The 18,515-nt window shown below is 36.2% G+C and carries 21 protein-coding genes and 1 pseudogene; 2 read left to right on the top strand and 20 right to left on the bottom strand.

Going from position 1 to position 18,515, the window contains the following annotated elements; genetic code table 11:
* The first annotated feature begins 25 nt into the window (after positions 1-25).
* Positions 26-1,006 (top strand): IS5-like element IS5 family transposase, encoded by a 981-nt coding sequence (locus ACJ69_RS23175; RefSeq protein WP_000019402.1) that lies wholly within the window; start codon positions 26-28, stop codon positions 1,004-1,006.
* Between the two features lie 148 nt (positions 1,007-1,154).
* Here ACJ69_RS23175 and ACJ69_RS23180 read toward each other — a convergent pair.
* From ACJ69_RS23180 to ACJ69_RS23270, 20 genes and pseudogenes are all read right to left on the bottom strand, one after another.
* Positions 1,155-1,370: pseudogene (locus tag ACJ69_RS23180) on the bottom strand (site-specific DNA-methyltransferase); the annotation flags it as partial.
* 11 nt (positions 1,371-1,381) lie between these two features.
* Positions 1,382-1,666: a hypothetical protein gene (locus tag ACJ69_RS24735; RefSeq protein ID WP_077257440.1), complete on the bottom strand. Its 285-nt coding sequence runs from the start codon at positions 1,664-1,666 to the stop codon at positions 1,382-1,384.
* 172 nt (positions 1,667-1,838) lie between these two features.
* On the bottom strand, positions 1,839-2,354 hold the full coding sequence (locus ACJ69_RS23185; protein WP_001569513.1) for a hypothetical protein: 516 nt from the start codon (positions 2,352-2,354) through the stop codon (positions 1,839-1,841).
* 16 nt (positions 2,355-2,370) lie between these two features.
* Entirely contained in the window at positions 2,371-2,847 is a 477-nt protein-coding gene (locus tag ACJ69_RS23190) for a hypothetical protein (RefSeq protein WP_059347871.1), read from the bottom strand.
* 142 nt (positions 2,848-2,989) lie between these two features.
* The gene (locus ACJ69_RS23195; protein ID WP_050395484.1) at positions 2,990-3,244 is read right to left on the bottom strand and encodes a hypothetical protein; all 255 of its coding nucleotides are present in this window, start codon (positions 3,242-3,244) and stop codon (positions 2,990-2,992) included.
* 11 nt (positions 3,245-3,255) lie between these two features.
* Positions 3,256-4,326: a hypothetical protein gene (locus ACJ69_RS23200; protein WP_223229624.1), complete on the bottom strand. Its 1,071-nt coding sequence runs from the start codon at positions 4,324-4,326 to the stop codon at positions 3,256-3,258.
* A 256-nt stretch (positions 4,327-4,582) separates the two neighbouring features.
* Positions 4,583-5,287: an N-6 DNA methylase gene (locus tag ACJ69_RS23205; protein WP_045351302.1), complete on the bottom strand. Its 705-nt coding sequence runs from the start codon at positions 5,285-5,287 to the stop codon at positions 4,583-4,585.
* A gap of 29 nt (positions 5,288-5,316) precedes the next feature.
* The gene (locus tag ACJ69_RS23210; protein ID WP_059347873.1) at positions 5,317-6,012 is read right to left on the bottom strand and encodes an N-6 DNA methylase; all 696 of its coding nucleotides are present in this window, start codon (positions 6,010-6,012) and stop codon (positions 5,317-5,319) included.
* A gap of 12 nt (positions 6,013-6,024) precedes the next feature.
* Positions 6,025-6,486 (bottom strand): hypothetical protein, encoded by a 462-nt coding sequence (locus ACJ69_RS23215; RefSeq protein WP_045351300.1) that lies wholly within the window; start codon positions 6,484-6,486, stop codon positions 6,025-6,027.
* Positions 6,487-6,506: 20 nt separating this feature from the next.
* The gene (locus ACJ69_RS23220; protein ID WP_054829968.1) at positions 6,507-6,962 is read right to left on the bottom strand and encodes a hypothetical protein; all 456 of its coding nucleotides are present in this window, start codon (positions 6,960-6,962) and stop codon (positions 6,507-6,509) included.
* Positions 6,959-7,378, bottom strand: coding sequence for a hypothetical protein (locus tag ACJ69_RS23225; protein WP_045351296.1), 420 nt, complete (start codon positions 7,376-7,378; stop codon positions 6,959-6,961). The genes ACJ69_RS23220 and ACJ69_RS23225 overlap by 4 nt, the downstream gene beginning before the upstream one ends.
* A gap of 29 nt (positions 7,379-7,407) precedes the next feature.
* Positions 7,408-8,319, bottom strand: a complete 912-nt coding sequence (locus tag ACJ69_RS23230; RefSeq protein ID WP_054829969.1) for a DNA adenine methylase — start codon at positions 8,317-8,319, stop codon at positions 7,408-7,410.
* A 391-nt stretch (positions 8,320-8,710) separates the two neighbouring features.
* The gene (locus tag ACJ69_RS23235; protein WP_001569503.1) at positions 8,711-9,133 is read right to left on the bottom strand and encodes a hypothetical protein; all 423 of its coding nucleotides are present in this window, start codon (positions 9,131-9,133) and stop codon (positions 8,711-8,713) included.
* Positions 9,134-9,135: 2 nt separating this feature from the next.
* Positions 9,136-9,549 carry an ankyrin repeat domain-containing protein gene (locus ACJ69_RS23240; RefSeq protein ID WP_059347874.1) on the bottom strand — a complete coding sequence of 138 codons (414 nt, stop codon included), beginning with the start codon at positions 9,547-9,549 and terminating at the stop codon, positions 9,136-9,138.
* 119 nt (positions 9,550-9,668) lie between these two features.
* Entirely contained in the window at positions 9,669-10,175 is a 507-nt protein-coding gene (locus tag ACJ69_RS23245; RefSeq protein ID WP_001569501.1) for an ankyrin repeat domain-containing protein, read from the bottom strand.
* Between the two features lie 265 nt (positions 10,176-10,440).
* Positions 10,441-12,567 carry a DUF927 domain-containing protein gene (locus tag ACJ69_RS23250; RefSeq protein WP_001569500.1) on the bottom strand — a complete coding sequence of 709 codons (2,127 nt, stop codon included), beginning with the start codon at positions 12,565-12,567 and terminating at the stop codon, positions 10,441-10,443.
* A 96-nt stretch (positions 12,568-12,663) separates the two neighbouring features.
* Positions 12,664-13,242: a hypothetical protein gene (locus ACJ69_RS23255; protein WP_048242330.1), complete on the bottom strand. Its 579-nt coding sequence runs from the start codon at positions 13,240-13,242 to the stop codon at positions 12,664-12,666.
* 59 nt (positions 13,243-13,301) lie between these two features.
* Positions 13,302-15,269: a coiled-coil domain-containing protein gene (locus ACJ69_RS23260; protein ID WP_025862067.1), complete on the bottom strand. Its 1,968-nt coding sequence runs from the start codon at positions 15,267-15,269 to the stop codon at positions 13,302-13,304.
* Between the two features lie 113 nt (positions 15,270-15,382).
* Positions 15,383-15,748, bottom strand: a complete 366-nt coding sequence (locus ACJ69_RS23265) for a hypothetical protein (RefSeq protein WP_001569496.1) — start codon at positions 15,746-15,748, stop codon at positions 15,383-15,385.
* A gap of 79 nt (positions 15,749-15,827) precedes the next feature.
* Positions 15,828-16,457, bottom strand: a complete 630-nt coding sequence (locus ACJ69_RS23270; RefSeq protein WP_001569497.1) for a ParA family protein — start codon at positions 16,455-16,457, stop codon at positions 15,828-15,830.
* 151 nt (positions 16,458-16,608) lie between these two features.
* Here ACJ69_RS23270 and ACJ69_RS23275 point away from each other — a divergent pair, with 151 nt between their 5' ends.
* Positions 16,609-18,504: an LPD7 domain-containing protein gene (locus ACJ69_RS23275; RefSeq protein WP_059347875.1), complete on the top strand. Its 1,896-nt coding sequence runs from the start codon at positions 16,609-16,611 to the stop codon at positions 18,502-18,504.
* Positions 18,505-18,515 lie beyond the last annotated feature (11 nt).

An 18,515-nucleotide genomic window follows, 5' to 3' on the forward strand; every position in this document is an offset into this window, starting at 1 on the left:
CTGGAGCCATGGAACAGGGTTCATCATGAGTCATCAACTTACCTTCGCCGACAGTGAATTCAGCAGTAAGCGCCGTCAGACCAGAAAAGAGATTTTCTTGTCCCGCATGGAGCAGATTCTGCCATGGCAAAACATGGTGGAAGTCATCGAGCCGTTTTACCCCAAGGCTGGTAATGGCCGGCGACCTTATCCGCTGGAAACCATGCTACGCATTCACTGCATGCAGCATTGGTACAACCTGAGCGATGGCGCGATGGAAGATGCTCTGTACGAAATCGCCTCCATGCGTCTGTTTGCCCGGTTATCCCTGGATAGCGCCTTGCCGGACCGCACCACCATCATGAATTTCCGCCACCTGCTGGAGCAGCATCAACTGGCCCGCCAATTGTTCAAGACCATCAATCGCTGGCTGGCCGAAGCAGGCGTCATGATGACTCAAGGCACCTTGGTCGATGCCACCATCATTGAGGCACCCAGCTCGACCAAGAACAAAGAGCAGCAACGCGATCCGGAGATGCATCAGACCAAGAAAGGCAATCAGTGGCACTTTGGCATGAAGGCCCACATTGGTGTCGATGCCAAGAGTGGCCTGACCCACAGCCTAGTCACCACCGCGGCCAACGAGCATGACCTCAATCAGCTGGGTAATCTGCTGCATGGAGAGGAGCAATTTGTCTCAGCCGATGCCGGCTACCAAGGGGCGCCACAGCGCGAGGAGCTGGCCGAGGTGGATGTGGACTGGCTGATCGCCGAGCGCCCCGGCAAGGTAAGAACCTTGAAACAGCATCCACGCAAGAACAAAACGGCCATCAACATCGAATACATGAAAGCCAGCATCCGGGCCAAGGTGGAGCACCCATTTCGCATCATCAAGCGACAGTTCGGCTTCGTGAAAGCCAGATACAAGGGGTTGCTGAAAAACGATAACCAACTGGCGATGTTATTCACGCTGGCCAACCTGTTTCGGGCGGACCAAATGATACGTCAGTGGGAGAGATCTCACTAAAAACTGGGGATAACACCTTAAATGGCGAAGAAACGGTCTAAATAGGCTGATTCAAGGCATTTACGGGAGAAAAAATCGGCTCAAACATGAAGAAATGAAATGACTGAGTCAGCCGAGAAGAATTTCCCCGCTTATTCGCACCTTCCTTAGCCAACAGCCGGGCATAGGACTTACCCAGCCAGTTTAAGCTGTATGATTCTTTAGAGAGTTCAACATCCGAGGATTTGACGATCTCAAGTAGCTTCTCTTGAATGAACGCCCCGTTTTTATCAAAACACTGTGGGAAGTTAGCCTTTAATACAGCAAGCTGCTTGCTGTTAGCTGTTTCTACTTCTGAAAAAAGCGTTTCTTTTTGCATATCCATGTTAAACCTGATTATTTATTGTTCGATTTGGTGGTGTTTTTGATTGAAGCTTCACTTAAACCTATGCGCATTAGTTCGGCTACCGCACCATCAATGCTTTTGAAGAGCCGTGCTTCGTATGGCTGTCTTGAGCTACATAAGACTAATGGCTTACCTTCCCACTCTGAACCATCAAAAATCACGGTATACTCGCCTTTAGAGCCTTGTATTGTTGCTCTATCAAGTAGACCTGATCTGACCCTTTCCTTAGCCATTGAGCTAAGGATAAAATTTCCACCATCAAGACCTGACATCATCGTTATGACCTCGTTATGCGATACTGAAACAATATCAAATATCGTCTCAATGGTAAACTTTTGCTTTTGTTACGAGGGTGAATACGAGAGTCTTACATTGGTGTGCTACTCCAGAAATGACAAAGGGGCTTATGCCCCTTGTTTCGCCATTTTGATAAAATCTTTTATCACTTTAAACATTAGCCAGTTCAGATTTAAGGGATTTCAACTCGTTTTCAATTTTAGCAATCATATTCATAAGCGTATTAACCTTGTCTTCTTTACTGTCGTCTTCAACATGCTCTAAAACAAATGTTTTAACCTGCTTATGTCCAATCAGCTCTTTAAACTCTTTAGGGTTTAGTGTTGTTGTAAGAACAAGTCTGATATGTTTAAAGCGTAAATAGTCCATTAGAGCGTGAAGCTTAGTTATCTCTAATCTCGAATCATCTAATAAAAGACAATCACGTTCTATACCATCAATGATGATTGTGTTAATACTTAATTTTGTAGATGTTAAACCAAATGCTTTAGTCTTCCATGCATCAAGTTTTTCTGATCTGGTATTAGATGAGCTATTACGCAATAGATTAAGTATTGAAGTTTTACCTGTGGCTTCTCCACCTGTTAAAATAATTACTTTGCTTGAGTATATAGCTTTTTTAACTTGAGTTGTTTTATTTTTTATATATTTATTTACTGTATTCATAATTTATTTCCTCTTATTATTTTATTGTGATAACTTCTATGCCATAGTTTTCTTTCGTGTGTTGTTCAAGATATGGACTTAAAAAAACCTTATCATTCGTAAATGATAAAACCTTGTTGTTATTAGATGGCTTTTCAAATATTCGATTTGCATAACTGTTATCGTTAACCATAGCAAAATAGCTATAACCTATACCTCTTATTTGATCTACCTCTCCGCCAAAGTGCTTGTCATAAGTTTTTTCAGATATACTAATATCGAGATGGTCAAAAACAAATAAGGTGTTTATAGATTCCATCATTACTCGTCTGAGAGCAGCTTTTGTAATATTAGAATCGTTATAGAAAACTATGTTATCTATTCCTTCAATATTTAAATCCTTCAAGCCTAACATAATCTCATCTCTGTGAGACATATTTCCACCACGCACAACTACTATTCTTTTATCTTCAAATGCTGATTTTATTTCTTCTTGTATGTTTTCTATTTTCATAATGTTTTCCTTTTTTAATGTTTATAATGTAATGAATATTTCTATTCATAGATATGTTGTATTATATTTTAACTATAAGTCAAGTTTAATTGAGAAAATAAATTAAAAAAGAGAAGATAGTTAAACCTCCTCCTTTAATTATTTAAAATACTTGCTTGAGCATCTTGTAAAAAGCAAACCCGGTTGTTGATAATAATAAGAACGGCAAGTATATAATGAACGCCAACACCATAAGAAAACCAAGACTAAAAGCCGCCATGAAATCAAACTGTTTATTAATGAAATCATCAAAGGTCATTTCCTTACTGGATTCATTTTCAAAATCATCATCCTCACAAGTAAGTAAGATCTCATCGTCTTCTTCCGATAATTCTAAGTGCTCATAATCTTTTTTCATAATCACTTCCTTTATTTCTTCTTTTTTATAATATACTCTAACTCGCCATATAGACTATTAATCTTTTCATCATGCTCTTTTTTTAATTCTTCAATCTTTCTTTCTAAACCTATTATTTCACTTTGAAGAGTCATGTTTTCGAGAACAATGTAATCATAATCCTCATCTGCTTTATTCTTTTCCTCTTCCAGAGTTTCTATTCTTAACGTTAAAGCTTCTTTCTCATCCTTTAATTGATTGTATTCTTTTTTATACATAGTAGAATCACTTTCATTCAAATCATTAATCATTTCTAATCTGAATAAATCAATGGAATGTTCTTTAACTTCTTCTTTTAGTTTTTTATTTTCAGCAATCAATCCCTGTATAAATTCATCAGCCTCTTCTAATAACTTTCTTCCACAGTTAGATATTTCCTCTTCTTCCTTTAGTTGAGATTTAAGATATGAAATCTCATTTAATAAATCATCAGTCTCAGTGTTATTTTTTTCAGTATACATGTTAAGCATGTCATTAATTGCCTGTTCCGATAACACATCATCGTTATCTACTTCCGGGAGTGGTATCTCATCAGGGAACGTTTCTACCGTGTCAAATGCTTCTATAGCTTCTTTGTTTGCTGCTGTTCTCTTAGAAGCTTTGTTTTCAAGGTAGTTGACTTCAATAGTCTTCATAGGTCTATTTTTTAAGAGGTAAGCAATTTCTTTTCTGCTTTTATTGGATGTTAAAACAACTTTTATATCTTTATCTTTTAAAGCATCAAGAGCTATATTTATATCACCATCTCTATAGGTATAATCAGCTCTTTCAATGAATACTACTTCAACACTCTTACAGTCTGAAAACTTAGGATGTTCAATATCATATTCAAAAATCAACTCTGATCTATGATTGTAAATAGTCTTTGTGTTTTGTTTGGGTGTTTTTACCTTCCTTTCTAATGAGGATTTAGCTTTCAATTCAGAAACAACTTTACCGCATAAAACAGTATCACCTGTTAATAAAACTAAATTACACTTTCCAAATAATGCCTTTAATACTTGGTCTGCTTTTCTTTCAAAATACTTTTCTGTTCTTTTCATAACAATCTCCATTATTCATTAGTTAATATTTAGCGAGGTGTCATTATTGATAGCCTCACATTTGTAATTAAAACAAATAAAGAGAAAGTCAATAGATAACGATAAATTAAAAAATAGAGTCGATGCTATTATTTTAAAGGCATTTGATGTAGCCGCTTTAAACCCAGTAAATACGCCACTCTCTAATAATGCATACTAAATCTTACTTAATAATCACAACTGATAATTAAGTTATCAATGTCGCAAACAGGGTTTATCACCCTGTTGCTAAATCTAAATATTCCATTTCTTGACGGTATTTTTTAGCTTCATTAATCTTTAAACGATAACTGATTGTCGTTTCATAACCTTGATTGTAATCAGTGATAGCGTTTCTACAGCATAGCTCTATAGAGTGGATCACCGTATTCATTAGGTTGTTGTACGCCAACTGAGCAAAACAACAGGCTATAGCCACATCATCAAGATCTATGCAAATCATCTTGGTTATCTGCTGGCCTTGCTCCAGTTTGTATTTAGCTCTTGCGAGTGATAAAGCTCCCATACCACAACACATATCAAGCTCTATGATGTTGACTCTGTTCCCCATCATTTCGGCAACGGCTGTAGCTACAGAATCAGGTGTGTAAAACTGCCCGTTTCGCTTGGCCTGTGGCGCTCCATCAAGTATGAGTTCACTGTAGATAGGGCTTAACAGGTCTGTATACGGATCAGAGACTGATACCAGCTCTATGTATGTCATTATGGCATCACAGATAGCACTGGTGCTTGTTCTTGCGTATACATCCGGCCTTACCAAGAAATCACCCGTTTCGATCTCAGAGACATAAAGCCGGGTTGTATCCCTTGCGGCGGTAGCTGCCGCAAAAGCAAAGGCTGAAAAGCTTTTGTGTGTGTTATCACTGATAGCCTGAATCTGTTTAATCAGTTTCTTTTTAAGTAATTCATCTGTTTTTTTCATTTAATGCTCCTCTTGTTCATTGTTATTCTTCAACCTATCGCCATATCTAAGCACTTATCGTTATTATCTACTTCTTTATCATCAAGTTTAATTCGATAGTGAATATCCCATTCATCGCCATAATACATAACAGCGTTCATGCACTTTAAATCTATCAAATGAAAAACCGGATTTTTTAGATTGTTGTATGCCAACTGAGCAAAACACGCTGCTATAGAAGTTGGATCGATATCTACTCCTTTCATTACACAAATACTCTTGCCTTGTTCCAGAGCGTATCTTCCCCTTGCCAGAGCTAACGTTCCCATACCGCAACACAAATCAAGTTCTGCTTTGTAGAACGTATTACCCACAAATCTCGCAACGCCATTAGCTAACGAACGTGGTGTATGGAACTGTCCTGTTCTCTTGGCCTGTGGTGCGTAATCAAGCTGTAGTTGATGGAATACATCGCTTAACAGGTCTGTATACGGCTCAGAGACTGATACCAGCTCTATGTATGTCTCTATGGCATCACAGATCTTGCTGTAGCGTGTTCTTGCGTATACATCCGGCCTTACCAAGAAATCTCCTGTTTCGATCTCAGAGACATAAAGCCGGGTTGTATCCCTTGCGGCGGTAGCTGCCGCAAAAGCAAAGGCTGAAAAGCTTTTGTGTGTGTTATCACTGATTGCCTGAATCTGTTTAATCAGTTTCTTTTTAAGTAATTTATCTGTTTTTTTCATATAATGTTTCTCTTATTCATCGTTATCGCATTTATCAGCTTCAAGCATTTCCAAAACTTGTGAGCAAGCATCTAAATCATCGGAAACATCATTAATAATTAAAGAGTCATTAATGATAAATAGATCTTCTTCTAAAAGAAACTCGTTTAACTCTTCTTCTGTGTCAAAATGGACTGCTTCATATTCATGATTTTTCCCATAAAAGTTAGTTATTATATTTTCACAAAAACTATCTGTTTCTAATGAATCTATAACGTCATTTTGATATGATTCTATATCCTCTAAAACTTCATAAACATCTATATCTTCCTCATGAGATTGAAACCCAGCTAAGTCTTCATATTTAGCTAAACTCTCACCATCAAGTTTTTTTATTCCTTCATAAATGTATTTTGCCAACATATTAGTTGTTATGGTTGCTATTTTAAGAACGAGGCTTTGCTCATTTTTTAAAATAATATCTGTTTTTTTCATTCAATGTTCCTTCTTGTTATCTAAATATTTTCTAGATCAACCCAATCGCTAAAATACATATGTATATGCCGAGGCCATCTTTTACTTTCATCTCCTGTAAAGTTCTTATAAAACGGTTCATACCAGTTATTCATATGCATAGTGTATGACTCGTGATAAGGACAGCACCAAGATGTTATTGAGCTAATATTTACATAGCAATCAAACATCCTTGCAATCCCTTCTGAAAAAATTTCTTGATAGAAATGATTAAGTTCATCAGATGATTCAAAGAAAATATCAAACCATTCTTTCCTATATCTTTTCGTTTTTATATAATGAGCATCTTCTTCTCTATTATTATTTTTAATAATATCTATATTTGATGCACTTCCATATTCACATATGTTTTGAAAATCTTTAACCCAAGCGGTGAGTTTTTCAGCATTTTCTTTCTTAATCTGGATGCTTACAACATTCAATGACATATAACTCATTTTATTTCCTCTTTGTTTTTAATAAGATTCATCACATAATCTACATCTTCACTATCACCGCTAATAACCATCAGCATGTAATAGAAATGAGAAAGATAATATTCGAATGAATAGCTAACCATTCTGATATCAAAAACACCATAAAAAAGAGAACACATAGGGTTTACATCATCAAACATGCGATTTAACCTTTCTGTCATTTCTTCAATGTAATCATCAGGAGCATATTCATTAACATACTCAAGTAAAAGATACTTAACAGCGAGAAGTTTTATATCAACATCTTCTTTACTATCAATGCTGTCTTTTATGTATCTCTCTTTATTTATGTTTAATGATGATTTTCCATCATTCATCCAAACTTTTATCAAGGGACTAACTTTACTTTCAATCGCGTTCAAAATATCTTCTTTCATAGTATTTTCCTTTTGTTGTTAAAAAATAATTACGCTGCTTTTTGGGTGTGTTCGTGCCTACTCCACATAAGGAGCAAATCAGTAGCTTTAACGGCCTCATAGCCATTCGCTGTTTTCTTACGTCTTCCTGCCGTATAGGTAATGTCAAAACGCACTACAGAGGCATCAGAGGCGTGTTCTTCAAAGAAACCATCATTAGCCTCACGGTTAGCTAACCAGACACTACAGCCCCGTTCCTGTTGCTTACGACACCATGAGATCAGTTGTTGATGGTCTTCATCAGTGAATGCATGGCCATAATCGGCGTAGCTCGCCCGGTAAGGTGGATCACAGTAGATAAAAGCCCCTTCCGGCACATCGAGATCAGCATAAGAGCCACACTGGATAGATGTTTCCTGCAGGGCGGTATGCCACTCTTTCAGTAGAGAGTAATCAAAGAGGCTTGTTGTATGGTTAAGCAGTCCTGCAGCCGTTCCGTAGCGGCCTGTTTTGCGTGAAACCTGCCAGATTCCATTGAAGCCGGTTCTGAGCAAAAAGAAGAGCAAAGCAGATGCCCGGACGGATCCAATATCAGCTTTCCAGTATTGTTCCCGGATGCGGTAAAAGTGGTAGTTCCTCACCTCCAGAGAACGATAACCAAGATAGACGGCTTCCAGCTCCTGCAGATGGGTAATCAGCTCATCATGATCATGCTTGATAGTGTTCAGTAGAGCGATAAGCTCCGAGTTTACGTCATTGATGATTGCCGGGATATGGCTGTAGGTAGACTTAACAGACGCAAAGAGAGCGCCAGCGCCAAAAAATGGCTCTACGTATGCGCTTACGCTGTTCAGGTCTGGTAGATAGGTCTGGTAGCTTTTGAGTAGCTTAGATTTGCCGCCAGCCCACATGTAGAGGGGCTTTAAGCTTAATGATGGGGTGTTTTGGATAGATACAGTCATAAACCAACCTTCTGATAGTTAGATCAGCCCCATCATTGAGATGGAACAGGCCGGAACCATTCCGGCGGTTGGTTGATACCCATCTATCGAAAGATGGAGGGCTAAAGCCTGAACCTACGTATCATTTAACTATCAGAAGCAAATATGACTGCTTCGATGTGAACTATCGTATGTATTTCGTTTATGACGATCAACTACTTTTTTCACTTTTTTGAAAAAATTTTTAAATTACGATTGACAGGCTAATAGAAATTGATTACTTAATATTTATCCGGTTGGAAATTAATTAATACTCTAAGTTAATAATGAAAACAGGTGTCAAACATAAAGTATCCTTTTATATAAAATGTTGAATTGGTAGTATTAGAAAAGCGCTTATCCGGCGCTTTTTCTATTTGTATCTTCTGGACTTATAAACTTCTGTCAGAACATTTTCATACTGAATGATAAAATCTAAAAAACGGTCATTACCAATCTTCAATATGAGATCATACCCGCTCAAACCTTGCTTATTTCGCTTTTCAAGTGAAGCGCCATTCATTAACAGGAAGTTAAAGAAAGAAAGTTTATCCTGTATAACAGCCTCTTGAAGAGGCGTTAATGTATCAACAACAGTATTCAGATATTCAGGTTTTGCTATTAACTGAATCATTATATTGATAAAGTGATTACCTTGTTCGTCTTCTTTCAATACCCTGATTAAGTAAATAAGGGCATTAAGTTTAACTTCTAATGTTTGAAACATGAAGTGATCATAGATAATATCACCTCGATTCTGTTTTATTGCTGTAATTAACGCTTCTTTTATATCCATGATTAAGCCTTTTTCTTAGCCTTATTTTCTTCTGATAACAACATACGAGAAATTGTCTGGTTGTTTTCAATGTCTAACATCGCAGCATAATCAGCGGCTTTTCTTCCACTGTGATCATTAATCAAAACATCGCCACCATTGACAATAAAAAACTTAACTGCTGGAACATTACCCATTATAACAGCGTGAAATAGAACTGTTTTACCTTCTCTGTCCTGATTGTTTATATCAAAATATTTAACAAGCATTTTGGACATTTCATACTCTTTATATTTTTTATAAAGTAGCGTGTATAATAATAAGGTGTGATGATTTGTTGTAAGCCAATCATCCTTACCAATGCCATTATCTATAATATATTTTTCAAACCCGGCAACATCTTTTGAAGTAAATAGTTCTTTTGGGAAGTTTTCCATAATATTCTCCTTAATAATTAAAATGTGATGTATTTTATATACAAAATTAATTCTTATTGGTCAATAATATAGAAATAAAAAACCCGCAATTAAGCGGGTCAGAGAGAAGGAGTATTAATTTAAGCGCTCAATAACATTCTTTCTTCATTCTTTTTTCTTACGTTATTTTTAAATACCTCTATAAACTGACTGTAGTTTTTTCTGTCTGCCATTGTCATGTTTTCATAGTGATAATGACCATCAGCACTTTTCAGGAATGGATTACAGCCCATGTTAATCAATCGGGCAACATTCAAAAGCTTGTTGGTTTTAAAAAGCACTGTCTGGCCTTTGTTGTTTCTGTGGTTGATTTTAGCGCCACAGCTAACAAGATACCTGATTACATCAATATTACTATTGTGAAATATAGGTGTTTCACCTTCATTATTCATAAAGTTAACATCAGCACCAAGTTCTACAAGAGCCTTAGCTACATCAACATTACGCGCCACTGAAAGCGGAGTAAACCCCTTGTAGTTCACAAAGTTAACATCTGCGCCCTTTTTTATTAAATCTACAACTTCTTCATAGGTGTTTACCAAAAAGAGATCGTAATTGTATTCTTCAATCAAATTTAAATCTTTCATATTTAACTCCTTCTATGTTCTCTCTCCTTCTTATATACACCATAATAATAACATTTTCAAGTATAGATTAGTATAGACTATACTATTTTCTTTTAAAAAAGTTGCTTTTAACAAGGTTAAGATGTATATTTAAATCTATTCATAATGTATTTCCTCCATTTGAGGAAAAAATCTTTTTATATTGTATGGTCGGGATTTTCCCGGCCTTTTTTTATGCGTAAAAAAGCCCCGCATAAACGAGGCTAAAGTTAAACCTAATCAATAATCAAAAAGGCACAAAATCATCGTCTAACTCTAATGGTTCTCCATCTACTACTGTATCAACATTGCTGTGCGCATACTTAATGATTTCCTCAAGATCAGCTTTACTATCAATAGAGTTGTTAATAAAAGCTTCGTCAAGAAGCGCATTTTTGGCCTCTTCGCTTTCTGTTTCAATCACAACAGGTCTGTTCTTAAGAATAAATGTTTTTTCACGGGTAGATGTTGAACCAAGAAGCAATTGTTTTGCTCCCCTGACTCGCTTAGTATCATAGAGTTCAAGTTTCTTAGCAGAAGCTACAAGCTCTGTAATTTCGAGTTTGAATGAACGTCTTAGGTGTTCATCACCCATCGTATTTAAAATAACATAACCATCAAAATCATTTGGTGTTTCCATAGGGCTATTCAAATGAATAATACCTAAAACATTACCTTTTGACTGAGCCATATCAGAATAACGCTTCGCTTCTGATTTTTGAGCCGCTACTCTGTTAGAGGAATCATCATCAGAATAAGCGTAAGTTTCCCAAACAAAAGAAGCTTTATTGGCGTTGATCATGAGTTTGAGAATGTCCATATTATCCCAATGTTTCTCATTTACATCAAATTGAGGAATGTCCTTATTTGAGAATCTTGATTTGTGTATATCAATAGCTTCATGGCAAATCATGCCATATTCTTCACCAAGAATAGCTCCCACAATATCAGCACCAATTTTTGAAAGTGCTATTGTCTGAATGGTTCTTCTTTCATCATGAATGATTTTATAGTTAGGGTCATTTATTAACTCACCCTCATAAGCATAAATATTAGTTCTCAACTCATCTACATGCTTAACGATATAATCAATAATAAGGGGGTATAAATGACCAAAATTCTGGTCAAGCTGGTTTAGCCACCATTCAACAACATCACCACGCCCTTCTTCTAAGTTAATACCAAAGATGTTTATCTCTGGATCTTCTACGTCAAACTCAAAGATACGTGAGTCAATGGCGCTTTGCTTCATATCCCCTCTTGTTAGTTCATAAAGGGATTTATTACTGGTAGTGAAAAAGATACTGTTCCACATTTTACCTTCTGAAACTTCTGTATCTTTATCATACTTGGAACGCCCACCATTGTTAGCAATAGTCATGAGCTTAGAGATCGCATCACTGGCGCTACCACGGAACATATCATCAATCTCATCAATGACGAAAAAGCCATTGGTGTAAGATGCCAAGAGTTCTTCGAGTCCGGGGAACGTGGTCTTACTGTCTCTGATAAGACCATACTCACGGTTAGGCGCTCCCTCAATACTGGCTATCATGGCCTCTAATGTAGACTTCCCTTTACCCTTCTCACCGAAAATGTTGTAGATAGGTGAGAAGTTGGCTGTTTTACGTATCAGCCCCTTTGTATAGGAAGCAAAAGCAACAGATATAAATATGCTTGCAAGGCGTGAGGACTTAATCAGTTCTTGGAATACGGTGATCTGTATAGAAGCATTACCAACACGTTTAGTTCTGGTCTTGGACACACCTACGAATTGTGGATGGCTTTCTCTTATGTGTATCAGGCTATCAACAATCCAGCCTCGCTTTGTGTAAGCAGGTAAACAATCAATGAGCTGGTTTTCATCATCAATGATTTTACCATCCAAACGTTTATAAGGACTCTGAGCAGTAGCAAGGACGGTGCTCACTGCTTTCTGTATCTCTTTTAACTGCTGATTATCGCTGTAAGGTAAAAGATACCCGGCCTTTTTTAGCTTAGATGATTTGAGATCAGAAAATTGGTCGAGTGGAATAGAAAGAATTTTCTTTTCATTACGGATGTTTTTAAAAGCTACATTAACATACATGCTATTAATATCTTTGTTAGCATCATTGTTATCGCCTTCTAAATCCACTGTGGATAGAATCTGAACAGGATAAATATAATAGTCTGTAATTTTAATCCAGTAGTAATTAGCTTTTTTGTCTTTGGCTGGGTTGCTCTTTGCTAATTTATATATACCTGTTTCGTGAATGATATAATCACGAGCAGCAAAATAAGAAGTCTCTATTAGTTGCTTCTCGGTATATTGTTCTTCTTCATGGTAAACTATATCAGTTGATAGTTCACTTTTGATTGTTCTCATATTCATAATGTATCCTTTTATAATCTTTTTTGTGTGCTCTAATGGCACTTTTACTATTTATAACATTTTCTCACTATAAATCAATAGTAGAGTGAGAAATAATTAAGCAATCGCCTTTAAATTTCGCTTCCAGTTATAAACGTAGTTTTCTATATAGATTTTAGAAAGATTGTTCGGGGCTGTATTTCCATACTCATTTTGAATGTCATTTAATACATCTTTTATTACTTCAAGCTGTTTATTTTGATCAACGTTGAATATTGATACTGCCACAGGTAAGTTTCTTAAGATACATTCCTTGAAAAAGAAATATAAAAACTCATCATTATATGATTCTGGCTTGAAACAACCCCACTTTTTAAGCTTTGAACCAAAATAATCAATGAACATATTTACCTGCTGACAAGTAAAATTCTCATCGCCATATAGTGAATAACTGTTTATACCTTCTTCAACAATAAGTGTTTTATTGTCATTAAATGGTAATGAGTGTCTGAAAATAATTTTTTCTTTCCTTGATAAGTCAGTTCTGTTCTTCCAGACATATCCAAGCAATGAACCATAATCAACCTCAACATTTGAGGTTGTAGCGGTTATTTCAACTTCTGGCTGTGGTTCCTGTGCTTCTGCTTCTTTTCTGGATTGTATAGCCATCCTCGCTTGTTCTGTTCTATTCATCATAATGTTTTCCTTCAAATGTAATCGGCTAAAGCAAAGAGGGGCTTTTCAGCCCCTTCTAATTATTTGTTTTTAGGTTTCTTAGGGTCAGGATTATTATCTTTCTTGCTATCTTTAGCTTGTTCTAAGCGTTGTTTATTATCATCTTCATAAACCTTTAGAGCGTCATTCAGGTCTTTATTATCAACTTCTAATTTCGCTTTGTCGGATTTAAGTTCTTCAATTTCTTTTTGAACAGATTTGAGTTGTTCATTCAAACCGTTGTTTTCAGTTTGAAGTTGCTCCTTCTCTTTTTTCAGTTTACTTACATCAGCAACTTGTTTAGTTATTTCATCGGTTAATGATTTATTTGAAGCTTTGAGCGCTTCGATAGCTTCCAAATGACCTTGTTTAAGTTTTTCAATTAAATCATCGAAATCTTTACGCTGTTTATCTTTCTCTGTTTTCAGAGTAGCAAGATTATTTTCCAGTTCTGTATTTTTTCTTTCAAGATCTGCAATATTGGTATCTTTGCTAACAATAATAGCGTTAAGTTCTTTAAGCTCATTACCATGAGTAGTTTTAAGCTGTTTTATTTCTTCTTCTTTATCAGCTAAAAGATTGTCAAACGTTTTTTGCTGATTTTCTAACGCACCTTCATAGAACAATTCTTGTTCCTGAAGCTCTCTTTCATGAGTAGACTTAAGCTCTTCAATCTCTCTATTTTTAGCTGTTATTTCAGTAGTATGCTTAGTCGTGAGGTTAGTGATCTCAACCTCATGTTTTGCTACTGTAGTGGAATAAAGAGTATCTAACTCATCATATTGAGTAGTAATTTCAGTATAATTGGTTTTGAGGTTTTCATGTTCTTCTTTTAATTTTTCAAGAACAACATTTGTATCATTGAGTTGTTTCTCAAAAGCTTCTCTTGATTCTGCTTCAGCTTTTAATGTTGCTTCTGTAGTTTCTAAAAGCTGTTCAGTAGAGGTAAGTTTCTGTTTTATGGTGGCTAAGGCAATAGCATTTTCAACAGAAGAACGTGTAATGTTAACAAGCTCTATTTCCCTGTAAGCCTCGGCAAGTTTTTCTTCGGCACGTTTAGAAATATCAGCAAGTAATTTTTGCCCACTAATGATACTTTTATGAAGTTCAGCATCCTGAATATCTTTATCTGAGAACTCTTTTACAGCAAGCTCTTTAGATATTTTAAGATTTTCTAATTCTGAATTTAATTCTTCTTGCTCTTCATCTTTAATAGCATCCTGTAAAGCATCTTTAGCTTTAGCTTTACTTTCATCCATCTTCTCATCTTTATTTAACCAATGAGTTTTTGGAAGTCCAAGCGCTTCAAGTGCATCGTTAATGCGTTTTCTTTTTAGTTCTCGCCATTCAGCTTCTGAGCCAAGTAAAGAGCGTCTTGTAATACTTCTCCAGTCTGGATTATTTGGTAGGATGATTGGCTGATCATTATGGTCTATTCCATAGTAGTTCTTGTTATTTAAAGTTCGTGAACCAACAATCATATGGAAATGAGCACTTTTACCGTCTTGGCTAACATGAGTGCCAGAAGCAGCTACAAAACAATCACCAATATGAACAGTTGGCGTATAACGACCACCACCTTTACCTTTCTTATACCACTCATTAGGGTGTGCGAAAGCTTCAATAACTTCTTTTTTGAAGTCAGGCCATTTTTCTACCGGAGTTCCTTCAGGGATTTGAATTAACAAGTGAGTAAACTCTACATCAGATTCACCATCACCTATTCTTCTTTTCGTGTTATATCCCGGTCTGTCCTGTAATTTTATAAATAACTCATCGCTTGGAAAGTCTTCTGGTTTAATCAAACCATCAATATACTCTCCTGTTTCGGTATTACGATAGCCGATGTATTTATCAATAAGTTCTTTACTGTTTTCAGCAGTAATAAATGTCTTTGATACTGGATCATAAAGTAAAGCACCATCGTGAGAAGCCTCTTTGAAACTCTCAGAATGCCTTAAATCACTTATTACCCCTTTTTTTGATTTTTCACCAAGTATTTTCATCATAATGTATATCCTCTTATTATATTGTCTGTTTTATGGGTTTTGGGTTTCAGCCCATAAATATATCCTAACCCATATTTAATTAATTACAACAGACGAAGTAATCCCTTTATCAATTATTTTTCTGAAACGATGATTTTTTTATTTTCTTTTATTAACTCATCGGCTTTCAAATCGGCAAGAGCTAAAATAACGTTGGAATAAGGTTCATCGGAAAGAGATTTAATTTTCTCTTCCAGCGCTTGAGGAATACGGATAGCTGCCATACGGAAGTTATCTTTTTCACGGGTAATCTTGAAGGTGCAACGCACGTATGGCGTGGTTCCCGGAGGAATATCACCAAGATCGATATACTCATAGTTCCAGTAGGTTTCCGCATACTGGTTAGCAAAGGCCGTTTCAAGAGAGGTTTTTTCAAACGACTCCATATCATCTAACCAACTTGCTGCTTTTTTCTTCTTTTCTACTTTCTTATCAGTCATCACAAACTTCCTCAGATTTCACCAGAATGAATATAGTCTAGTCTATACCAGTCTATACTATAATGCATGTTTTTCAGGGTCAGGCTTCACTACCACCGGATGCAAGTTGCTTAATCTTGCTACCCATAACAGATAACAGATGTTCGAACTCGGCCTGAGCATCGTTAGCTGATGGCAAACCTGATTTTGGTTCGAATACTGTTATACCCATGCCGTAAGCGCGAGGGTAGGCAACACGTTTTCTGATGAAAGGTTGTTCATAGCCATGAGCGCGTGCTTTCTCTTGGATGCGCTCTAACAGTTCGCCTTGCTCTTTGTTCTGGATCTCAACACGGTTAGGAAGCAACAGATAAGGCTTCTTCATTTCGTTCTTCAGCTCATCAATGCTTTTGAGCGTAATTGAAAAGCTGGAAGCATCGAGGATAGTCGGCACGATCACAAAGCTACCCAAAGCACCACCGCTATTCACACCGGGGCTGTGGTCAAAAATGATGTATTCAGAATCGGCTGCAGGTTTACGGCCAACGTGAAAAGGAAGCTCTTTACCGTTCTGTTTGGCATATCCGGCAAAGATAAGTGAACCGCCTTGAGGGTCAAGATCTACAAGACTTGTTTTACGTCCCTGAGCCGCAAACCATCCAGCTATCTGGATGGCTGAATTTGTTTTCCCAACACCACCCTTACGATTCCACACACTGATAGTCAACATAACACTCACCTTTTTCTAGGTTTTTCAGTTGGTTAGGCTTTCCGTCAAATTGACATTCCGCCGATATAGATTAGTATATATTAGTATAGACTATACTAGCAATGGGAAAGTTTATGACAACCAAAACAATTACTTAAAGAGAGGAAACAATATGACAGACAATACAGAAAACTTGTTCGATGAGAACGGAAATATTCAGGATGTGTTCAAGGAAAAAACAGTAGAAGAGCTGGAAGCACTCTTCCCCTCGATGGATGAAGAACCGGCTTTACCAGTAGAAGCTAACCCGGCTGATGAGCTTATCGAGAACCGCCTTGTTCTACAGGAACGTATCACCAAGATTAATGAGCTTATCGCTAACAAAGATACGCATGGCTTCAATGACGCTGTTATCAGTGCGTTCAATGATGAGTTATCAGAACTGGAAGGTTCACTTAAAGAGATAAACAGCGTGTTAAGTAGTGATCCGGTGGCTGACGTTGAAACGCATAATCTCGCAAACAAGCAAACACAACTTATGCAACAGTTTGATAAAGATATAGATGATTTATACGCTTTGGATTTTAAAGACATGACTACCGAAGAGTTAGAAGAGTATTTTGAAAAGCAAAAAGCACTAAATGAACAAGAGATAAGGAATTGCGATTGGGTCATTCATAACCACTATGATTTTGATGTAAGTGATGTTATAGAGGCAACACAAAAACGTGATCACTACATGAATAAGTTCGATATTATTTCTCAAAGAGTTAATGATGAGTTAAACGTCCGAAAAGAAAACGATGAAAATGATTTATTTAATATTTTAACTAATAATCAGGCTCCGCAAACAACTACCAAGAATGAAATAGATTATACTGATTTAGATCGTTTTACTGAACAACATCGCAACCCTAAAGATGCGGATAAACTTATTGAAGAAAGAAATAAGTTAGAAGCGAGTGTAGAAAATTTCTCCAACCTAATAGAGAACAAGGATACATTAAATTTTGATGATGCATTTATAAAATCTATCATAGAAAACAAAAATGATGCGTCTAATAAACTTGAAGAAGCGAACAAATCTATAAAAAGCATACTTAACAATAAAGATCTTCCTGATATGACACATAATGAACTTAAAGAATGGAGTGATATTAAAAGGGATGCTTACATGTTTGTTAACAGTAAAATTTCAGAAGAGCTTATGACAACAGAGAATCATATTATAACTAACAGGCTTATTAATGAAAGAAATGAAAATGAAAAATGGTATAAAGAGGTAAGTGAAAAGATAAAAGAAGAAGAACTTAAAAGAGAGCGTGATTATAATAGTTTTATGCAAAGCATTCATCATGAAATTGTTAAAGAAAATAGCCAAAAAGAAACACTTACTGATGAAGATAAGTTGTCAAGTGAAATATATAAAAATGTAGCTATTGAAGAAACAATGACTCTTAAAAAATCTTCCAATCTAAAAAACAAACTATCTCAAACAAGAGAAAGAATAGCTACCAACAAAAAAGTCGATTATGAAGAAGATAATCAAATGCCGTGGTATAAAAAATTAGGTGATGTTGTAGATTACTTTGCTGATGGTTTAAAAGGTAGTTCCAATGCAAAACCAGTATTTTTAAGCGAGGATAAAATCTATGATACCTTTGGTGATGAGATTGATAAAATCATAAACAGATCTAAAACACGTATTATTCACTTTAAAGATAAAACATCTGTTCTTGAAAGTGCTCAGGAAATAAGAGCTAAAGGCAAAAACTATAATACAGTATCAGAAAAAATGTCTAAACTCGCCATAGCTAAAGGCTGGAAGTCTATAACGTTTGAAGGTAGTGATGTGTTCTTGGGTGTAGCTTATGAGAAAGCAACCCGTTTAGGGCTTGTCGTAGAGCCTCAGAACGCTGAACAAGAAGAACTGTTCAAAGGTATCCATAAAGCCAAAGGTCTTGATGAGATCATGCCATTCAGCGGTATGAAGAGAGAAGAGGTTAACAATAAAGAGATTGATGTTCCAGAGGTAAGAGCCACACAAGGCCAGAGGATGAGAATGTAAAAAGGGGCTAA

Origin of the sequence: Enterobacter asburiae, assembly GCF_001521715.1 — a bacterium.
GTDB classification, from domain to species: Bacteria; Pseudomonadota; Gammaproteobacteria; order Enterobacterales; family Enterobacteriaceae; genus Enterobacter; species Enterobacter asburiae.